Source organism: Micromonospora rifamycinica (genome assembly GCF_900090265.1).
Classification (GTDB): domain Bacteria; phylum Actinomycetota; class Actinomycetes; order Mycobacteriales; family Micromonosporaceae; genus Micromonospora; species Micromonospora rifamycinica.
The window spans coordinates 6,688,899-6,704,747 of record NZ_LT607752.1 but is presented as its reverse complement, the minus strand read 5'-3'; the positions used below and the strand labels follow the sequence as shown (position 1 = coordinate 6,704,747).

The window sequence follows — 15,849 nt, the reverse complement described above, 5'->3', positions numbered from 1 at the left end:
ACTTGCCACGGGCAGTACGGTGCTGACGTGGCCACCGTGCTCCTGGTCGAAGACGACCACGTCGTCCGGGGCGCGATGCTGCGCTCGCTCAGCGAGCGGGGGCACGCGGTGCACGCGGTCGGCACAGCCCTGGACGCGCTGCGCCGGGTCGCCGCCGAGACCCCCGATCTGGTCGTGCTCGACCTGGGCCTGCCCGACCTGGACGGCTCGGACGCGCTGCGGATGCTGCGCGGCATCACCGACGTGCCGATCATCATCGCCACCGCCCGCGACGACGAGCAGTCGGTGGTCCGGCTGTTGCGGGCCGGCGCGGACGACTACATGGTCAAGCCGTTCACCGGCGCGCACCTGGACGCCCGGATCACCACCGTGCTGCGCCGGGTCGGCCGGGCGAGCCGCACCGTGGCACCGGCCGTGCACACCGTCGGCGGCCTGCGGGTGGACGTGGGCGAACGCAGCGCGGTGCTCGACGGGGAGCCGATGGCGCTCACCCGCAAGGAATTCGATCTGCTGGCGTACCTGGCCGCACGGCCTGGCCGGGTGGTGTCCCGGCGGGAACTCTTGGAGGAGGTATGGCGCCAGCCGTCGGTCGGCGAGGACCAGACCATCGACGTTCACCTGTACTGGCTACGGCGAAAGATGGGCGAGTCCGCGGCGAAGCCGCGCTACCTGCGCACCGTGCGGGGGGTGGGGTTCCGGCTGGTGGCCCCCGACTGAGGCCGACGCTGGCCGCCCTGACGGCCGGCATGTGCGCGCTGGTCGCGCTGGCCTTCCTGGTCCCGCTCGGGCTGGGCCTGCGCGCTGACGTCCGCCGGGAGGCGCTGGCCGACGCGGCCCGGCGCGGGGCGATGGTCACCGGCGCGCTCGCCGTCAGCACCGACCCGGCGGCGGTCCGCCGCGCGGTCGAGGCCACCGGGGACGATCCGGCGACCCGGCCCGTGGTGCACGGCCTGGCCGGGGAGCAGCCCGCCGGTCGGGTGCCGGCCGCCGAGCTGGAGCGGGCGCGGGCCGAGGAGCGGTCCCGGGTCGTCGACGTCGACGGCGGGCTGGTCCGGCTCGACCCGGTGGTGCTCGACGGCACGGTCGCCGTGGTCGAGGTCTTCGTGCCTGCCGCTGTCCTCGACGAGGGCGCGGACGGCACCTGGCTGCTGCTCGCCGGGGTGGCCGTGGCGCTGGTCGGCGCGGCGGTGGTCGTGGTGGACCGGTTCGCCGCGCGGGCGGTCGACGCCACCCGGGGCCTGGTCCGGGCCGCGCTCGCCGTCGGCGACGGCGACCTGGGGGTACGGGTCGACCCGAGCGGTCCGCGTGAGCTGGCCGAGGCCGGCTACGCGTTCAACCGGATGGCCGACCGGCTGGTCGCCGCCCGCACCGACGAGCGGGAGCTGGTGGCGGACCTGTCCCATCGGCTGCGTACCCCGTTGACGGTGCTGCGGTTGGACGCCGAGGGGCTCGACTCCGACGACACCAGCGTCGGCTCGTTCAGCCCGGCGGAGCTGGACCGGCGGCGGACGATCCGGCGCATCCGGCAGGCGATCGTCACCCTGGAGGGCGAGATCGACGTGCTGATCAAGACGACCCGCAAGGCGGTGGCGCACGAGGCCGGGCCGGCCGAGTGCGACGTCAGCGAGGTGGTCCGGGACCGGATGGTGTTCTGGGCCGCGCTGGCCGGCGACCAGAACCGCCCGCACCGGGTCAGCGGCGCGCAGTTGCGGATTCCGGTGCCGGTGCCCCGGGCCGAGCTGGCCGCCGCCCTGGACGCGGTGATCGGCAACGTCTTCCGTTACACCCCGCAGGGCACCGCGTTCGAGGTGGCCGTCTCCCGTCGGGACGGGTACGTGGCGATCCGGATCGACGACGCCGGGCCGGGCATCGCGAATCCGGACCGGGCGTTGCGGCGCGGCAGCAGCGACCAGGGCTCGACCGGGTTGGGGCTGGACATCGCCCGGCGGGTGGCGTTGCAGGCCAACGGCTCGGTGAGCCTGGACCGGGCCCGGCTGGGTGGGGCGAGCGTGGTGATGCTGCTGGCCGATCCGCAGGCGACGCCCCGGCAGGTCAACCGGTTCGGGCTGGTCGGCCGGATGGCGCGGGAGGCGCGGGAGCAGAAGGGCGGGGGCCGCCGGTGGCCGCGGCAACGCCCCACCGACGGCTGACCGTCGGCGCTGACTGTGCTGCGGCACAAGGTTTCCTTAGATCCGGATTAACGACCGCGACGCGGGGCGCGCGGGCTGTCAGGATCGTGTCCGAACCCATCAGTCCACCGGCCTGTCGCCCCTGACACCCACCGGCCGGTGGATCAGTACGCGCGGCGGGGGCACGGTCCCCCACACCAGCTCCCGCCGCGTGTACACCACTTCTCCGGGTTTCCACCCCTGTGGTCAGCGGCTCGCCGCGTAGGCGTCGATCTCGGCGATGATGCGGGCCTGCCCGGCGGGGTCGAGGAACGAGGCGGAGACCGCCTCCCGGGCCAGTGCCGCGAGCTGTTCGGGGCCGGCGTCGAGCAGTCGGGCGGCGACCGCGTACTCGTCGTTGAGGGTGGTGCCGAACATCGGCGGGTCGTCGGAGTTGACGGTGACCCGCACACCCGCGTCGACCAGCCGGCGCAGCGGGTGCTCCTCGATCCGGGCGACGGCCCGGGTCCGCACGTTGGAGGTCGGGCAGACCTCCAGCGGGATGCGCCGCTCGGCCAGGTGGGCGAGCAGCTCCGGGTCCTGCGCGGCGGAGATGCCGTGGCCGATCCGCTCGGCGCCCAGCTCGCGCAGGGCGTCCCAGATCGTCTCCGGTCCGGTGGTCTCCCCGGCGTGCGGCACGGACCGCAGCCCGGCCGCCCGCGCCTGGTCGAAGTACGGCTTGAACTGCGGCCGGGGCACGCCGATCTCCGGACCGCCGAGGCCGAAGGCGACCAGCCCGTCGGGGCGTTCGTCGAGGCTGATCCGCAGGGTCTCCTCGGCGGCCGGCAGGCCGGCCTCGCCGGGGATGTCGAAGCACCAGCGCAGCGCGATGCCGAAGTCGGCCTCGGCCCGTCGGCGGGCGTCCTCGATCGCCTCGCAGAACGCCGGGGCGGGGATGCCCCGGCGCACGTGCGAGTAGGGGGTGACCGTCAGCTCGGCGTACCGCACCTGCTGGCGGGCCAGTTCCCGGGCCACCTCGTGGGTGAGCAGCCAGACGTCGTCGGGGTCGCGGATGAGGTCGACGACGCTGAGGTAGACCTCGATGAAGTGGGCGAAGTCGCGGAACGCGAAGTAGTCGGCGAGGGCGTCCGGGTCCGCCGGTACGGGGCTGCGTCCCTCGTGCCGGGAGGCCAGCTCGGCGACGATCCGGGGGGACGCGGAGCCCACGTGGTGCACGTGCAGCTCCACCTTGGGCAGTTCGGCGATGAAGGCGGACAGGTCGGTCACTGCTTCTCCTCTGCACGGGCACCGGTACGGGCGACCACGAAGATCCGGCGGAACGGGAAGTACACCTGACCCTGCCGTACCGGGTACGCGCGGGCCAGCCGGATTCCCAGCGCGGCGCGGAAGTCGGCGTAGCCGGTGTCGTCCAGCACCGCCCGGACGGGGCGCAGGGCGGTGCCGTCCAGCCAGTTGAGCACGGGGTGTTCGGCGGCGGCGGGCAGCCGGTGCAGGTAGGTGGTCTCCCAGGCGTCGACGGCGCAGCCGGCGGCGGCCAGCGACGTGGCGTACCCGACCGGGTCGTCGACCGGGTCCTCGCGCAGCAGCGGCCGGACGGTGTCCGCCCAGCGGGGGCCGGCGGCGACCGCCCGCAGCGCCCGGTGGGCGGGCGCGGCGAAGTTGCCGGGCACCTGGAACGCCAGCCAGCCGCCGGCCGGCAGTTCGCCGGCCCAGCGGCGCAGCAGGGCCGGGTGGTCGGGCACCCACTGGAGCACCGCGTTGGCGACCAGCACGTCCACGTCGGGGGCGGGGTGCCAGTCGGCGACGTCACCGAGCGCGAAGTCGACCGGGGTGTCGAGCGTCCGCGCCCGGTCGATCATCTCCGGGGAGGAGTCGAGGCCGGCGATCCGGGCGTCCGGCCAGCGGCGGGCGAGGGCGGCGGTCAGGGTGCCCGGCCCGCAGCCGAGGTCGACCACCGCGCGGGGCCGCTCGGCGCCGACCCGGGCGAGCAGGTCGTGGAAGGGGCGGGACCGCTCGTCGTCGTAGCGGAGGTAACTGGTCGGATCCCACATGCGCGGCTCCCAAGACGTACGTACGGTTTGTTGTGACCATACGGCCCGCGCTGCGGCCCGACAACCAGGTCACTAGGCTCGACGACATGGAACAACGCAGCTTCGACCGGCTCGGCCGGCAGGTGGGTGTGGTCGGTCTCGGGGCCTGGCAGCTCGGCGCGGACTGGGGTCAGGTCAGCGAGGACGACGCCCTGGCCGTCCTCGACGCCGCCGTGGCGTCCGGCGTCACCTTCCTCGACACCGCCGACGTCTACGGCGACGGCCGCAGCGAGCAGCTGATCGGGCGGTTCCTGCGGGACAACCCCGGACACGGGCTCACCGTCGCCACCAAGATGGGCCGCCGGGTGCCGCAGACGCCGCAGGCGTACACCCTGGACAACTTCCGGGCCTGGACCGACCGGTCCCGGGCCAACCTCGGCGTGGACACCCTCGACCTGGTGCAGCTGCACTGCCCGCCGACCGAGGTCTTCGCCGACGACCGGGTCTTCGACGGCCTCGACACCCTCGTCGCCGAGAAGCGGATCGCCGGGTACGGCGTCAGCGTCGAGACCTGCGACCAGGCGCTCACCGCGATCGCCCGGCCCGGCGTGGCCAGCGTGCAGATCATCCTGAACGCCGTCCGGCTCAAGCCGCTCGACGAGGTGCTTCCGGCCGCCGCCGCGGCCGGCGTCGGGATCATCGCCCGGGTGCCGCTGGCCAGCGGCCTGCTCTCCGGCCGCTACGACGAGCACACCACCTTCGCCGCCGACGACCACCGCACCTACAACCGGCACGGGGAGAGCTTCGACGTCGGCGAGACCTTCTCCGGCGTCGACTTCGACCTCGGGCTGACCGTGGTGCGCCGGCTCGCCCCGCTGGTCGGCGACGGACGCACGATGGCCCAGTTCGCCCTGCGGTGGATCATCGACCAGCCGGGTCTCACCGTGGTCATCCCCGGTGCCCGCAGCCCGGAGCAGGCCCGGGGCAACGCCGCCGCGGCCGGCTCCCCGGCGCTGACGACGACCGAGCTGGACACCGTCCGGTCGGTCTACGACGAGCTGGTCCGGCCCCGGGTGCACGACCGGTGGTGAGCCACGCCGGTCGGGTCGTCGCTCCGGCGCGGTCCGACCGGCATCCTGGTGACCGGGCCGGAACGACCGGCCCACGGAGGGAGGACCGGTGAGAGGTTGGCTCACCCTCACCCTGGGCCTGCTGGCCGTGGTGGTCGGCGCCGTCTGGACGGTGCAGGGCCTCGGCTACGTCGGCGGCAGCGTGATGACCGACGAAAGGCTCTGGGCCGTCGTCGGACCACTGGTGGTGCTGGCCGGGCTGGTACTGCTCTGGCGCGGTCTACGCTCCCGTCGCCTGCCCTGACCGGTGCCGGTGGCCGATGCGGAAAGCCCCGCGTCCGGTGAGGGACACGGGGCTTCTCGTCGATCCGGCTGGCCGGATCACCCGGGCCGGCAGCGCCGACCGGCTCACTCAGAGGGGGCGGACCTGCTCGGCCTGCGGACCCTTCTGACCCTGGGCGATCTCGAACTCCACCCGCTGGTTCTCCTCCAGCGAGCGGTAGCCGCTGGACTGGATGGCCGAGAAGTGGACGAACACGTCAGCACCCCCGCCGTCGACGGTGATGAAGCCGAAGCCCTTGTCAGCGTTGAACCACTTCACGGTTCCCTGCGCCATGTGTATCTCCTTCTAAAACTGGCGGCCGAGCACGCTGTGCGGCCGATTGGCCGTTTCGAGCAGCGACGGTCGAGGGCGGCCCCCACAGCGGGAGACCGCTCGCCACCAACGCCGTCTCGCAACAGCGGGATCAGCAAACCACGTACCCAAAAACTATGCACAGCCTAATCGACGAAATTCTCCGACATGTGACCTGACGGATGCCCGACGATCACTGGCCGGATCGCCGCGACTGTGCGAAAGGCCCCCCGGCCGTCGATGCGTCCGGGGGGCCCTGGCCGTCGTCGTCGACCCCTCGACGCCCGGTCGTGGCTGGTCGCCGGGGGTGCCGGGCCGGCAACCGTCAGTCGGGCCAGCGCCCGGTCAGCCGCCGGACACCGACCGCCCCGCCCCGGTCCACCGCGGCGCGGACGACCGAGAAAATCGCCCCCTGCAACGCCGCCGCCGCGAGAATCTCGCCCCAGCGGCGGTCCTCGTCGGTGGGGTTGGGCGCCTCACCGTCACCGGCGGTCGCCTTCCAGACCTGCCGGAAGATCGCCCCCGCGAGCGTGCCCGCGGCCAGCCCCAGCAGCACCCCGACCGGCTTGTACGCGGTCCTGCCGATCCCCTTGCTCACCTACGCCTCCCCCGAATGATCAACAGCACCACCACCACCGCCACCGCGCCGGCCGCCACCGTCGCCCACGGCACCGGGTTACCCCGGACCGCGATCCCGGTGTCGTACGCCTGTGCCCGAGCGACGTCGGTGCCCTGCGCCGCCTGGCTGCGTACCCGGGCCACGGTCAGGGCCGCCTGCTCGCGTACCCGCTCCTTCGCCTGCTCCGCGGAGTCCTTCAGCCGGGCCTTGACGTCGGCCTTGGCGGCCAGCAGTTCCATGGTCTCGCCCAGCTCGGAGCGGGTCCGCCGGATCTCCTCGCGCAGCGCCTCGGTGTCGCCACTGCCGTTACCGTTGCTGCCTGTCGTGCCCGTCATGCCCGTCCCCTGTCCTTCACCGCCGTGGCGACGATGTCCACGTCCGCGCGGACGCTGCGGACCGTCGCCTCGGGCACCGGAGGAACCGCATGGCTGACCTGCTTCTTCCCGATCAGGGCGAGCACCCCGGCGACGAGGAAGAGCACCACCGCCACGATCAGCGCCGCCGCCCAGGCGGGCAGCACCAGGGCCAGCAGCAGGATCGCGGCGGTGACCAGCGCGCCGAGCCCGTACAGGGCCAGCGCCCCGCCCCCGCCGAACAGACCGATCCCGATTCCGGCGTGCTTGCCCTTCTGGGTCAACTCCACCCGGGCCAGGGCCAGCTCGTCCCGGATCAGTCGGGAGACCTGTTCGGTGGCCCGCTGCACCAACTCGGCGGTGGACGGCTCGCTCCCGGTCCGGGACGTGCGGTGGTTCGCGACGTCAGCCATGCTGTCCTCCTTTCGTCATCACCGCGCTGTATGCCCGGAGCCGCCGTCCGTCAATCCTGCGCACGGTGACCAACCACATCTGACCCCAGGTCGGACCGGAACGTCCGGCGAAACGCGGAAGCGGGCACGACGGAGCCCCTCGCGGTGCGGACCGCGAGGGGCTCCGCAGGCGGCTCGGCCCGCGGCCGACGGCCGTGCGGGACGACGGGACGACGGGACGACGCCAGCGTGCGGGACGGACCCCGCCGGGCCGGCTCAGCGCCGGACGTCGGCCCCGTTCTCGGCGCCGACCAGTGTGTCGCCCCGGGCCTCGCTGCTGTCCGGGCCGACGAACGCCTCGCTGCGGGCGTCCCCGTCGTGACTGCCACCGAAGACCCTGGCGTCGTCGGGCACCTCGCCGTCGGAGCGGCGACGGGCCGGCCGGCGCGGCTGCGCCCACTGCCACGGCAGGCTGCCGGAGGAGTCGCCCAACTCGGTCCGGGTCCGGGGCAGCGCGGTGGGCCGCTGGTCGCGGACCCAGCCGACCAGGTGCTCCCGCACCAGGCAGCGCAGGTCCCACAGGCTGCCGGCGTCGGCGGCGCTGACCAGGGCGCGCACCGTGATCGCGCCACCGGTGGCGTTGGTGACCTGGAGCACGCAGACCCGGCCGTCCCACAGCTCGGTGCTCTCGACCAGCCGGCGCAGCTCCTCCCGCATCGACTGCACCGGGACCGACCAGTCGAGTTCGAACTCGGCAGTGCCGAGCACCGCCGCCTCGGTCCGGGTCCAGTTCTGGAACGGGGTGCTGGTGAAGTACGAGGTGGGCAGGATCAGCCGCCGGTCGTCCCAGATCTGCACCACCACGTAGCTGAGCGTCAACTCCTCGATCCGGCCCCACTCCCCCTCGACCACCACCACGTCGTCGAGGCGGACCGCGTCGCTGAAGGCGAGCTGGAGGCCGGCGATGACGTTGCCGAGCAGGCTCTGGGCGGCCAGCGCGGCGACCACACCGACCACACCGGCGCTGGTGAGCACGCCCGCGCCGATGCCGCGTACCGCCGGGAAGGTCATCAGCATCACGCCGACGGCGAGCACCACGATCACCACGACGGTCAGCCGGCGCAGCAGTACCACCTGGGTGCGTACCCGCCGGGCGTGCCGGTTGTCCGGCACGTCCACCCGCAGGAACCGGGACAGCGCGGTGTCCTCCGCCACCACCAGCAGCGCGGCCACCAGCCAGGCCACCGCGGCCACCACGCCGAGCACCAGGATGTGCAGCACCGCCTGCCGCCACCCGGTGCCGACGGCGTAGCCGGTGGTCCACCGCACCGCGAACTGCACGGCCACCACCGTGCCGGCGACCTGCAACGGCCGGTGGACGTGTTCGGTCAGCTCGGTCAGCAGGTGGGACCGGCGGCCGAGCCGCCGGATCAGGCGGTGCGCCACCTCGACGAGCAGCAACGCGATCGCCGCCGCGGTGGCCGCGGCGGCGATCGTCTCGAGGTAGTCCTGCACGTGGTTGTCTCCTTCCGGCCGGGCTGATCGCATTCGGGCAAAGGCCCAATGGTGCCCGGCGTTTCCGGTATCGACCAGGCTCAGATCTTGCGGAACCGGGACTGGAAGAAGCAGTAGACCCCGAACGCGGCGATGCCGAGCGCCATCAGCGCCAGGATGAACGGCCCGTACGGCTGGTCGCGCAGGGTACGCAGCGCGGCGTCCAGACCCCGCGCCTTCTCCGGGTCGTAGTTGATCGCGGCGACCACGATCAGCAGGCCGGCGACGGCGAACACCGCGCCGCGGGCGATGTAACCGGCCATGCCGAGCCGGCGGACCGTCTGCCGGGTCTTGCCGTTCATCTCGTTGGTCTTCAGGTTCCGCTCGAACTTCTTCTTGTAGCCGTAGATCATCATGCCGATGCCGACGGCGGCGAGCACCAGGCCGGCGAGCCCGACCAGCCAGCGACCGCCGCTGGAGGCCATCAGCTTCTCGCTGAACTGCTCCTGCTGGTCGGCGCTGTTGGAGCTGGCGTCCTGGACCACCTGGATCGAGGTCCAGGCGAGCCAGAGGAAGACGACGGTACGGACCACCGAGGCGATCCGCTCGAAGAGGCGTTCCTTGCCGCGCTTGGCATGGTGGCCGACCGCGGCTTCCAGCGCCTGCCAGATGGCCATCGCGATCAGGCCGACCGCGATCGCGATCAGCAGGAACTTGCCCATCGGCTGGGCACCCAGGGCGCGCAGGGCGCCGTTCTGGTTGCCCTCCTCGCCGGAGTTGGAGAAGGCGATCTGGAGGATGATCCAGGCGAAGAGCAGGTGCACGATCCCGTAGCCGATGAAACCGGCCCGGGCGAGGAGTTCCAGCCAGCGGCTGTCCGCGGTGCGGGCGGCGGTGGCTTCGGCGTTCCGGGTGAGTGGCATGGCGCCACAATCTCCGCTCGCGGAGATCCTCAAACGTGCTCCGCCGCCGCCCGGGCCGGTCAGCTGCCGGCGTTGCGCGCCACCCGGATCTGCACCTGCTGGTCGGTCACGCTGTCCAGGGTCACCGCGAAGCCGCCCACCTCGGCCGCCTGCTGGCCGATGGTGAGCGAGAGCTGCTCCCCGGCGACCTCGACGGTCACCTGGTCACCCTGCGCACCGATCAGCTTCGCCTCCACCCCGAGGATCGAGGCGCTGGCGTCGACACCCCGGTCGAAGGTGACCGTGCAGGCGTCCAGCCCGCAGTCGGTGTCGGCGCCGTCCGAGCTGCATCCGGCCAGCACGGCCACGCCGAGCGCCAGGCCGGCGAGCAGGCCGGCGGTCCGACGGAGGGGGGTGGGGGCGGTGGCGCTTCGCTTCGTCACCCCACCAAGGGTACGAGACGCGGCCCACTGCGCCATCCGGGTGGATCTCCGGGGGCCGCTCGGGGCGGGCTAGGGTCCGTGCCATGCCGTTCGACATCACCCGGATCCGGGCCGCGTACCCCGCGCTCGCCGAGGGTTTCGCCCACTTCGACGGTGCCGGTGGCACCCAGACCCCGCAGGCGGTGATCGACGCGGTGGCCGACGCGATGCGGGCCGCGGTCGGCAACCGCACTACCGCCTCCGTGCCCGGCCGGCGCTCGCTGGAGCTGGTGGCGGCGGCCCGGGACGCGGTGGCCGACCTGCTGGGCGCGGAGCCGGCCGGGGTGGTGCTCGGGTCGAGCGCCACCGCGCTGACGTACACCCTGGCCCGCACGCTCGGCGGCACCTGGGGTCCGGGCGACGAGGTGGTGGTCTCCCGGCTCGACCACGACGCCAACGTGCGGCCCTGGGTGCAGGCGGCCGAGGCGGCGGGGGCCACCGTGCGCTGGGCCGGGTTCGACCCGGCCACCGGGGAACTGCCCGCCGACCAGTACGCCGCCCTGGTCGGTGACCGGACCCGGCTGGTGGCGGTGACGGCCGGCAGCAACGCGACCGGCACCATGCCGGACGTGCCGGCCATCGCCGCGACCGCGCACGCCGTCGGCGCGCTGGTCTGCGTGGACGGGGTGCACTCGGTGCCGCACGGCCCGACCGACCTGGCCGCCTCGGACGCGGACTTCCTGGTCACCAGCGCCTACAAGTGGTCCGGCCCGCACCTGGCGGCGATGGTGGCCGACCCGGAGCGCTGGGCGACGCTGCGCCCGGCCAAGGTGGTCCCCTCCTCCGACGCGGTGCCCGACCGGTTCGAGGCCGGCACCCCGAGCTTCCCCCTGCTGGCCGGGGTGGCCGCCGCCGTCGACCACCTCGCCGGGTTGGACCCGACGGCCACCGGTGACCGGCGGACCCGGGTCCGCACCGGGCTGACCGCCGCCCGGGCGCATGAGGAGGCGGTCTTCGCCCGGCTGTGCGAGGGCCTGGCCGACCTGCCCACGGTGACCGTCCTGCCGGCCGGCGCACGGCGCTGCCCGACGGTGTCGTTCCGACTGGCCGGGTGGACGCCGGCCGGGCTGGCGGGTGCGCTGGGCGCGGCCGGGCTCTGCCTGTCCAGCGGTGACTACTACGCCTACGAGTACTTCCAGGCGCTCGGCCTGCGGGACAGCGGTGGGGCGGTACGGGCGAGCGTCTACCACTACAACACCGTCGACGAGGTGGACCGGCTGCTGGCCGAGCTGGACCGGCTGGCCGCCCGGTGGGAACAGCCGGTCGGCTGAGCCCTCCGGTCGGGGCGGTCCGGCGGGTGGTCGGGGCGGGTGGTCAGCGGGTTCCGGCGAGGAGTTCGGCGGCGGCGCGGGTGGCGGCCCGGGTCGCGCCGTGGGTGGCCAGGTGCAGCCGGCCGGTGACCAGCTCGGGCACCCCCAACTCGACGACCACGGCGTCCGGCCGGCTGGCCAGCGCCCGGTCGACCGCGGCCCGCATCCAGCCGTGCCGGTGCAGGTCCCGTACCACCAGCACCAGCGGCCGGCCGGCCGCCCCGCCGGCCGGGTCGCCAGTCGTGGCGGCCAGGTCGGCGGGCTCGGCGGCTAGGTCGGCCTCGGTGAGTCGCACGGTGGTGGTGCCGGGGAGCAGCTCGGCCAGGGGTGCGCCGAGGCCCCACGGGGTCTCCGCGCCGATGGCAATGTTGTGCGGCGGGGCGAACTCGACCACGTGCGCGGCACCGGGCAACGGCAGCCGGCCGGCCGGGTCGCCGCTGACCCGGACCGCCCGCCGGGCGGCGGTCAGGCCGACCGGCGAGCCGTCGACCGGGCGCGGGGCGTCGGCGGGCCGACCGAGGCGGGCGGCGGTGCTCCACTCGGCGAGCTGACCGACCCGCTTCGCGGCCTCGGCGAGCCGTTCCTCGGGCAGCTCGCCGGAGAGCACCGCGGCCACGACGGCGTCGCGCAGGTAGCGGGCGGCGGCCTCGTCGGCGCGCTCACCACCGACGCAGATGGCGTCCGCCCCGGCGACGAGCGCCCGGACGGCGGCGCCCGCGAAGCCGTACCGGTCGGCGACGGCCCGCATCTCCACCGCGTCGGTGACCACCACGCCGGAGAAGCCCAGCTCGTCGCGGAGCAGGTCGCCGAGGATCCGGCGGCTGAGAGTGGCCGGCAGGTCGGGGTCGAGGGCCGGGACCAGCAGGTGCCCGGTCATCACCGCCTGCACCCCGGCGGCGACGGCGGCCCGGAAGGGGACCAGCTCACCGCTGTCGAGGCGGCCCCGGCTCGCCTCGATGCGGGGCAGGTCGTGGTGCGAGTCGACCCGGGTGTCGCCGTGGCCGGGGAAGTGCTTGGCGCAGGCGGCCACCCCGGCGGACTGGAGGCCGCGCACCCAGGCGGCGGTGTGCCGGGCGACCAGGTGCGGGTCGGCGCCGAAGGAGCGCACCCCGATCACCGGGTTGGCCGGGTTGATGTTGACGTCGGCGTCCGGGGCGTAGTTGAGGGTGACGCCGAGGGCGGCGAGTTCGTCGCCGAGGTCACGGGCGACCTCCTCGGTGAGCGCGGGGTCGTCGACCGCGCCGAGGGCGAGGTTGCCGGGACGGGAGCTGCCCAGGCCGGACTCGATCCGGGTGACGTCGCCGGCCTCCTCGTCGATGGCCACCAGCACGTCGGGACGTTCGGCGCGCAGCGTGGCGGTGAGCGCGGCCACCTGTTCCGGGTCGACGACGTTGCGGGCGAACAGCACCACCGCGCCGAGCCCGTCGGCCAGCCACCGGCGGACCCAGTCGGGCGGGGCGGTGCCGACGAAGCCGGGTTGCAGGACGGTGGCGGCCAGGCCCGCCAGGTTGCGCTCGTTCATCCGGCCCCGGTACCCCCGTCGCGTGCCGACGGCCCGGTGCCGTCGCGGTGCTGCCATGGTCACACCGGGCGAGGTAATAGTCAATAAACCTTACTGTTACTGTCTGGCGTCGTTCGGGGTCACGTGCGACAGTGCGGGGATGGACCTGCCGCCACTCGCCGACGCCACCTCGCCGGCCGACATTCCCGGCGTACGCCTGCTCGGCCTGGTGGTCGGCGGGTTGCTGCTGCTGGCCGCGATCCGGGCCATGTTCGGCCGCCGCTGACCAACCGTCGATCATGGTCGCACCCCGGGTGACCACCACCTGACCTGCCCACAGTGGGCGGCACACCGATCCCGTGGGAGCGGTTTCGATCTCCATCGACCCGGGTACCTCCGGCCCTCGATGAAGCTGTCCATGCACTCGACGACGTTGCGCCGCGCGGCGCGCAGCCTGTTCGGCTGGAAAGCGCTGCGGCCCAACCAGCTCGCCGCCATGCGCGCGGTGATGAAACGACGCGACGCCCTGGTGGTACTCCCCACCGGAGCCGGCAAGTCGGCGATCTACCAGATCCCGGCGAGCCTGATCCCCGGGCCGACGGTGGTGATCTCGCCCCTGCTGGCCCTCCAGCAGGACCAGATCGCCGCGCTCAACGAACGCCAACGCCCCGAGCTGCGCGCCGTCCGGATCAGTTCGGACGAGAGCGCCGCCCAGCAGGCCCAGGCGATCGACGACATCCGGCAGGGGCGGGCCGAGTTCCTCTTCATCACCCCGGAGGCGCTGAGCAACCCCGACCGGATGGCCGAGGTCAAGTCGCTGGCACCGGCCCTGGTGGCGATCGACGAGGCGCACTGCATCTCGGCCTGGGGGCACGACTTCCGCCCCGACTACCTGGCGCTGGGCCACCTGATCGACGGTCTCGGCCGCCCGCCGGTGGTGGCGCTGACCGCCACCGCCTCCCCGCCGGTACGCGACGACATCATCGCCCGGCTGCGGCTGCGCGACCCCGAGGTGGTGGTCTCCGGGCTGGACCGGCCCAACCTCTTCATCGAGGTCGCCTACTGCCCGACCGACGACTACCGCTGGCGGCGACTGACCGCCCTGCTGCGCGACGACGAGCGGCCCGGCATCATCTACGTGCCGACCCGACGCGCCGCCGAGGAGTTGGCCGACCGGCTGACCACCGCCGGCTTCCCGGCGCAGTACTACCACGGCGGGATGCCCACCGCCGCCCGGCACGAGCTGCACGAGGCGTTCCTCGCCGACCAGGTGCCGATCATGGTGGCGACCTCGGCGTTCGGCATGGGCATCGACAAGCCGAACATCGCCTGGGTGGTGCACATGGCGCTGCCCGACTCGCCGGACAGCTACTTCCAGGAGATCGGCCGGGCCGGGCGCGACGGTGCGCCGGCCCGGGTGCTGCTGCTGTGGCGGGCCGAGGACGTCGGCCTGCAACGCTACTTCTCCGGCGGCCTGCCGGACGAGACCGAGCTGCGGGACCTCGCCGCGCTGCTGCGCCGCCGGCCGGCGACGAAGAAGGCCCTGCGTGAGTCGACCGGGCTCGGGCCGCGCAAGCTCGGCCAGTACCTGGCCCTGCTGGAACAGATCGGCTCGGCCGAACCCCGGGCCGGGCAGAAGATCGGCGCCCCGCGCTACTCCCCCACCCCGGTCGAGGCGGGCGCAGCGGCCCTCGCCGAGGCCGAACGGCAGCAGACGGTCACCCGGTCCCGCACCGACATGATGCGCGCCTTCGCCGAGACCACCGGTTGCCGGGGGCAGGTGCTGCTGGCGTACTTCGGTGAGCAGATGTCGCACGTCTGCGGGCACTGCGACAACTGCCACGCCGGCACCAGCGTCGCCGACAGCGGCGCGGTCGGCCCGTTCCCCGTGCACAGCCAGGTCCGCCACCCCGAGTGGGGGCCGGGCCTGGTGCTCAACTACGAGGAGGACCGGATGACGGTGCTCTTCGACGAGGTGGGCTACAAGACGCTCTCCGTGCGCGTGGTGTCCGAACAGGGCCTGCTGACGCTGGACTAGCCTGACCCGGGCGACCGCCCGCGTGCGGTGCCCGCAGTGGAACAACCGAGAGGGGCTCAGTCGTGATCGAACAGCCGGCGTACACCGGGTTCGGGTTCTCCGACGAGGAGTGGGGGCTGCTGGTCGGCCTGCCGCAGTCGGTCCTGACCGCGGCGAGCGCCGCCGAGTCGGACGGCGCCCGGCGCACCCGCGCCGAGAACGCGGCCGGGTTGGAGACCATCGCCGCCGGCCGGGAGTCGGCCAGCCCGCTGGTCGCCGCCGTCGCCGGGGAGATCGTCTCCCGGGTCGGCGACCCGGAGGCCGGCGAGGAGCTACCGGTGATCTCGCCGGCCGACCCGCAGGCGCTCATCGACGACGTGCTGGTCCGGGCCGGGCAGGCGGCCACCCTGCTGGCCGCCAAGGTGGACGAGGGCGAGGGCGGGGCCTACCGGCACTGGCTGGTGGAGATCGCCGAGCAGGTGGTCGGGGCGGCGTCCAGCGGAGGGCTGCTCGGCATCGGCGGCGACCAGGTCAGCGACTCGGAGCGCAGGTTCCGCGACCGGCTCTCCCAGGTCCTCAACGACTGACGTCATCGAGTACGGCAACGGGCCGGGCCCGCCTGACGGCGACCCGGCCCGCGCTGTTCTCGACGCGCGGCGATCGGCAACTCAAAACCATCCGGCCAAACCTGCCGCTACCGACTCGAACGCTAAAATCAGCATTCGGTATTCGGCAGTGGACATCCGGCGCTCATGAACAATCCAGGACGGGACGATGCGGTTGCTCCTGCGGAATATTTCACAGGTCGCGTCGGGACCGCCGCCAATACTCTTTCGGCGTACCCTCGTCTCCTAACGGCCCGCACCATGTAGGGGTCAGACCGACGGCGACTGACCGAGGTCACCCCCCGGGCTGG

18 protein-coding genes are annotated in these 15,849 nt (G+C 73.7%); 8 read left to right on the top strand and 10 right to left on the bottom strand.

Translation table 11 applies throughout. The annotated features are described in order from the left end of the window. Positions 1 to 27 precede the first annotated feature (27 nt). Together GA0070623_RS28405 and GA0070623_RS28400 are read left to right on the top strand one after the other, a co-directional pair. Positions 28 to 717, top strand: a complete 690-nt coding sequence (locus GA0070623_RS28405; protein WP_067307012.1) for a response regulator transcription factor — start codon at positions 28 to 30, stop codon at positions 715 to 717. A gap of 29 nt (positions 718 to 746) precedes the next feature. Beyond that, entirely contained in the window at positions 747 to 2,150 is a 1,404-nt protein-coding gene (locus tag GA0070623_RS28400; protein WP_084261260.1) for a HAMP domain-containing sensor histidine kinase, read from the top strand. Positions 2,151 to 2,375: 225 nt separating this feature from the next. On the opposite strand, the gene GA0070623_RS28395 is transcribed toward GA0070623_RS28400, so the two are convergent. Further along, the gene (locus tag GA0070623_RS28395; RefSeq protein WP_067307009.1) at positions 2,376 to 3,395 is read right to left on the bottom strand and encodes an adenosine deaminase; all 1,020 of its coding nucleotides are present in this window, start codon (positions 3,393 to 3,395) and stop codon (positions 2,376 to 2,378) included. Then, a complete protein-coding gene (locus GA0070623_RS28390; protein WP_067307005.1) occupies positions 3,392 to 4,180 on the bottom strand; it encodes a trans-aconitate 2-methyltransferase in 789 nt (262 codons plus the stop codon). Before GA0070623_RS28390 ends, GA0070623_RS28395 begins: the two co-directional genes overlap by 4 nt. Positions 4,181 to 4,266: 86 nt before the next feature. On the opposite strand from GA0070623_RS28390, the gene GA0070623_RS28385 reads away from it, so the two are divergent. Both GA0070623_RS28385 and GA0070623_RS28380 read left to right on the top strand, forming a co-directional pair. Further along, positions 4,267 to 5,250, top strand: a complete 984-nt coding sequence (locus tag GA0070623_RS28385) for an aldo/keto reductase (protein WP_067307002.1) — start codon at positions 4,267 to 4,269, stop codon at positions 5,248 to 5,250. Between the two features lie 88 nt (positions 5,251 to 5,338). Then, positions 5,339 to 5,533: a hypothetical protein gene (locus GA0070623_RS28380; protein WP_067306999.1), complete on the top strand. Its 195-nt coding sequence runs from the start codon at positions 5,339 to 5,341 to the stop codon at positions 5,531 to 5,533. 108 nt (positions 5,534 to 5,641) lie between these two features. Here GA0070623_RS28380 and GA0070623_RS28375 read toward each other — a convergent pair whose 3' ends face one another. The 7 genes from GA0070623_RS28375 to GA0070623_RS28345 form a co-directional block, all read right to left on the bottom strand. Further along, entirely contained in the window at positions 5,642 to 5,845 is a 204-nt protein-coding gene (locus GA0070623_RS28375; RefSeq protein WP_067306996.1) for a cold-shock protein, read from the bottom strand. A gap of 343 nt (positions 5,846 to 6,188) precedes the next feature. Beyond that, positions 6,189 to 6,461: a DUF4235 domain-containing protein gene (locus GA0070623_RS28370; protein ID WP_067306992.1), complete on the bottom strand. Its 273-nt coding sequence runs from the start codon at positions 6,459 to 6,461 to the stop codon at positions 6,189 to 6,191. After that, complete coding sequence (locus GA0070623_RS28365) at positions 6,458 to 6,817, bottom strand: DUF3618 domain-containing protein (protein WP_067306987.1); 360 nt, start codon at positions 6,815 to 6,817, stop codon at positions 6,458 to 6,460. Before GA0070623_RS28365 ends, GA0070623_RS28370 begins: the two co-directional genes overlap by 4 nt. After that, positions 6,814 to 7,248: a phage holin family protein gene (locus GA0070623_RS28360; RefSeq protein ID WP_067306984.1), complete on the bottom strand. Its 435-nt coding sequence runs from the start codon at positions 7,246 to 7,248 to the stop codon at positions 6,814 to 6,816. Before GA0070623_RS28360 ends, GA0070623_RS28365 begins: the two co-directional genes overlap by 4 nt. Before the next feature lie 255 nt (positions 7,249 to 7,503). Continuing rightward, complete coding sequence (locus tag GA0070623_RS28355) at positions 7,504 to 8,742, bottom strand: mechanosensitive ion channel family protein (protein WP_067306981.1); 1,239 nt, start codon at positions 8,740 to 8,742, stop codon at positions 7,504 to 7,506. 80 nt (positions 8,743 to 8,822) lie between these two features. Next, positions 8,823 to 9,644 carry a DUF1206 domain-containing protein gene (locus GA0070623_RS28350; protein WP_067306978.1) on the bottom strand — a complete coding sequence of 274 codons (822 nt, stop codon included), beginning with the start codon at positions 9,642 to 9,644 and terminating at the stop codon, positions 8,823 to 8,825. A gap of 59 nt (positions 9,645 to 9,703) precedes the next feature. Further along, positions 9,704 to 10,066: a hypothetical protein gene (locus GA0070623_RS28345; RefSeq protein ID WP_067306974.1), complete on the bottom strand. Its 363-nt coding sequence runs from the start codon at positions 10,064 to 10,066 to the stop codon at positions 9,704 to 9,706. A gap of 83 nt (positions 10,067 to 10,149) precedes the next feature. On the opposite strand from GA0070623_RS28345, the gene GA0070623_RS28340 reads away from it, so the two are divergent. Then, the gene (locus GA0070623_RS28340; protein ID WP_067306970.1) at positions 10,150 to 11,376 is read left to right on the top strand and encodes a cysteine desulfurase-like protein; all 1,227 of its coding nucleotides are present in this window, start codon (positions 10,150 to 10,152) and stop codon (positions 11,374 to 11,376) included. A gap of 43 nt (positions 11,377 to 11,419) precedes the next feature. On the opposite strand, the gene GA0070623_RS28335 is transcribed toward GA0070623_RS28340, so the two are convergent. After that, positions 11,420 to 12,937: a glycoside hydrolase family 3 protein gene (locus GA0070623_RS28335; RefSeq protein ID WP_067306966.1), complete on the bottom strand. Its 1,518-nt coding sequence runs from the start codon at positions 12,935 to 12,937 to the stop codon at positions 11,420 to 11,422. 139 nt (positions 12,938 to 13,076) lie between these two features. On the opposite strand from GA0070623_RS28335, the gene GA0070623_RS31495 reads away from it, so the two are divergent. From GA0070623_RS31495 to GA0070623_RS28325, 3 genes are all read left to right on the top strand, one after another. Then, positions 13,077 to 13,202, top strand: coding sequence for a hypothetical protein (locus GA0070623_RS31495; protein ID WP_255470159.1), 126 nt, complete (start codon positions 13,077 to 13,079; stop codon positions 13,200 to 13,202). A 120-nt stretch (positions 13,203 to 13,322) separates the two neighbouring features. Continuing rightward, positions 13,323 to 14,954, top strand: coding sequence for a RecQ family ATP-dependent DNA helicase (locus GA0070623_RS28330; protein WP_067306962.1), 1,632 nt, complete (start codon positions 13,323 to 13,325; stop codon positions 14,952 to 14,954). Between the two features lie 62 nt (positions 14,955 to 15,016). Beyond that, positions 15,017 to 15,520 (top strand): hypothetical protein, encoded by a 504-nt coding sequence (locus GA0070623_RS28325; RefSeq protein WP_067306958.1) that lies wholly within the window; start codon positions 15,017 to 15,019, stop codon positions 15,518 to 15,520. The last annotated feature ends 329 nt before the right edge of the window (positions 15,521 to 15,849 follow it).

Bases quoted from the DNA above. Each gene is read 5' to 3' on its own strand.
- GA0070623_RS28375 (WP_067306996.1), bottom strand. From the start codon at position 5,845: ATGGCGCAGGGAACCGTGAAGTGGTTCAACGCTGACAAGGGCTTCGGC.
- GA0070623_RS28330 (WP_067306962.1), top strand. From the start codon at position 13,323: ATGAAGCTGTCCATGCACTCGACGACGTTGCGCCGCGCGGCGCGCAGC.
- GA0070623_RS31495 (WP_255470159.1), top strand. From the start codon at position 13,077: ATGGACCTGCCGCCACTCGCCGACGCCACCTCGCCGGCCGACATTCCC.
- GA0070623_RS28340 (WP_067306970.1), top strand. From the start codon at position 10,150: ATGCCGTTCGACATCACCCGGATCCGGGCCGCGTACCCCGCGCTCGCC.
- GA0070623_RS28390 (WP_067307005.1), bottom strand. From the start codon at position 4,180: ATGTGGGATCCGACCAGTTACCTCCGCTACGACGACGAGCGGTCCCGC.
- GA0070623_RS28360 (WP_067306984.1), bottom strand. From the start codon at position 7,248: ATGGCTGACGTCGCGAACCACCGCACGTCCCGGACCGGGAGCGAGCCG.
- GA0070623_RS28385 (WP_067307002.1), top strand. From the start codon at position 4,267: ATGGAACAACGCAGCTTCGACCGGCTCGGCCGGCAGGTGGGTGTGGTC.
- GA0070623_RS28365 (WP_067306987.1), bottom strand. From the start codon at position 6,817: ATGACGGGCACGACAGGCAGCAACGGTAACGGCAGTGGCGACACCGAG.
- GA0070623_RS28350 (WP_067306978.1), bottom strand. From the start codon at position 9,644: ATGCCACTCACCCGGAACGCCGAAGCCACCGCCGCCCGCACCGCGGAC.
- GA0070623_RS28400 (WP_084261260.1), top strand. From the start codon at position 747: ATGTGCGCGCTGGTCGCGCTGGCCTTCCTGGTCCCGCTCGGGCTGGGC.
- GA0070623_RS28335 (WP_067306966.1), bottom strand. From the start codon at position 12,937: ATGAACGAGCGCAACCTGGCGGGCCTGGCCGCCACCGTCCTGCAACCC.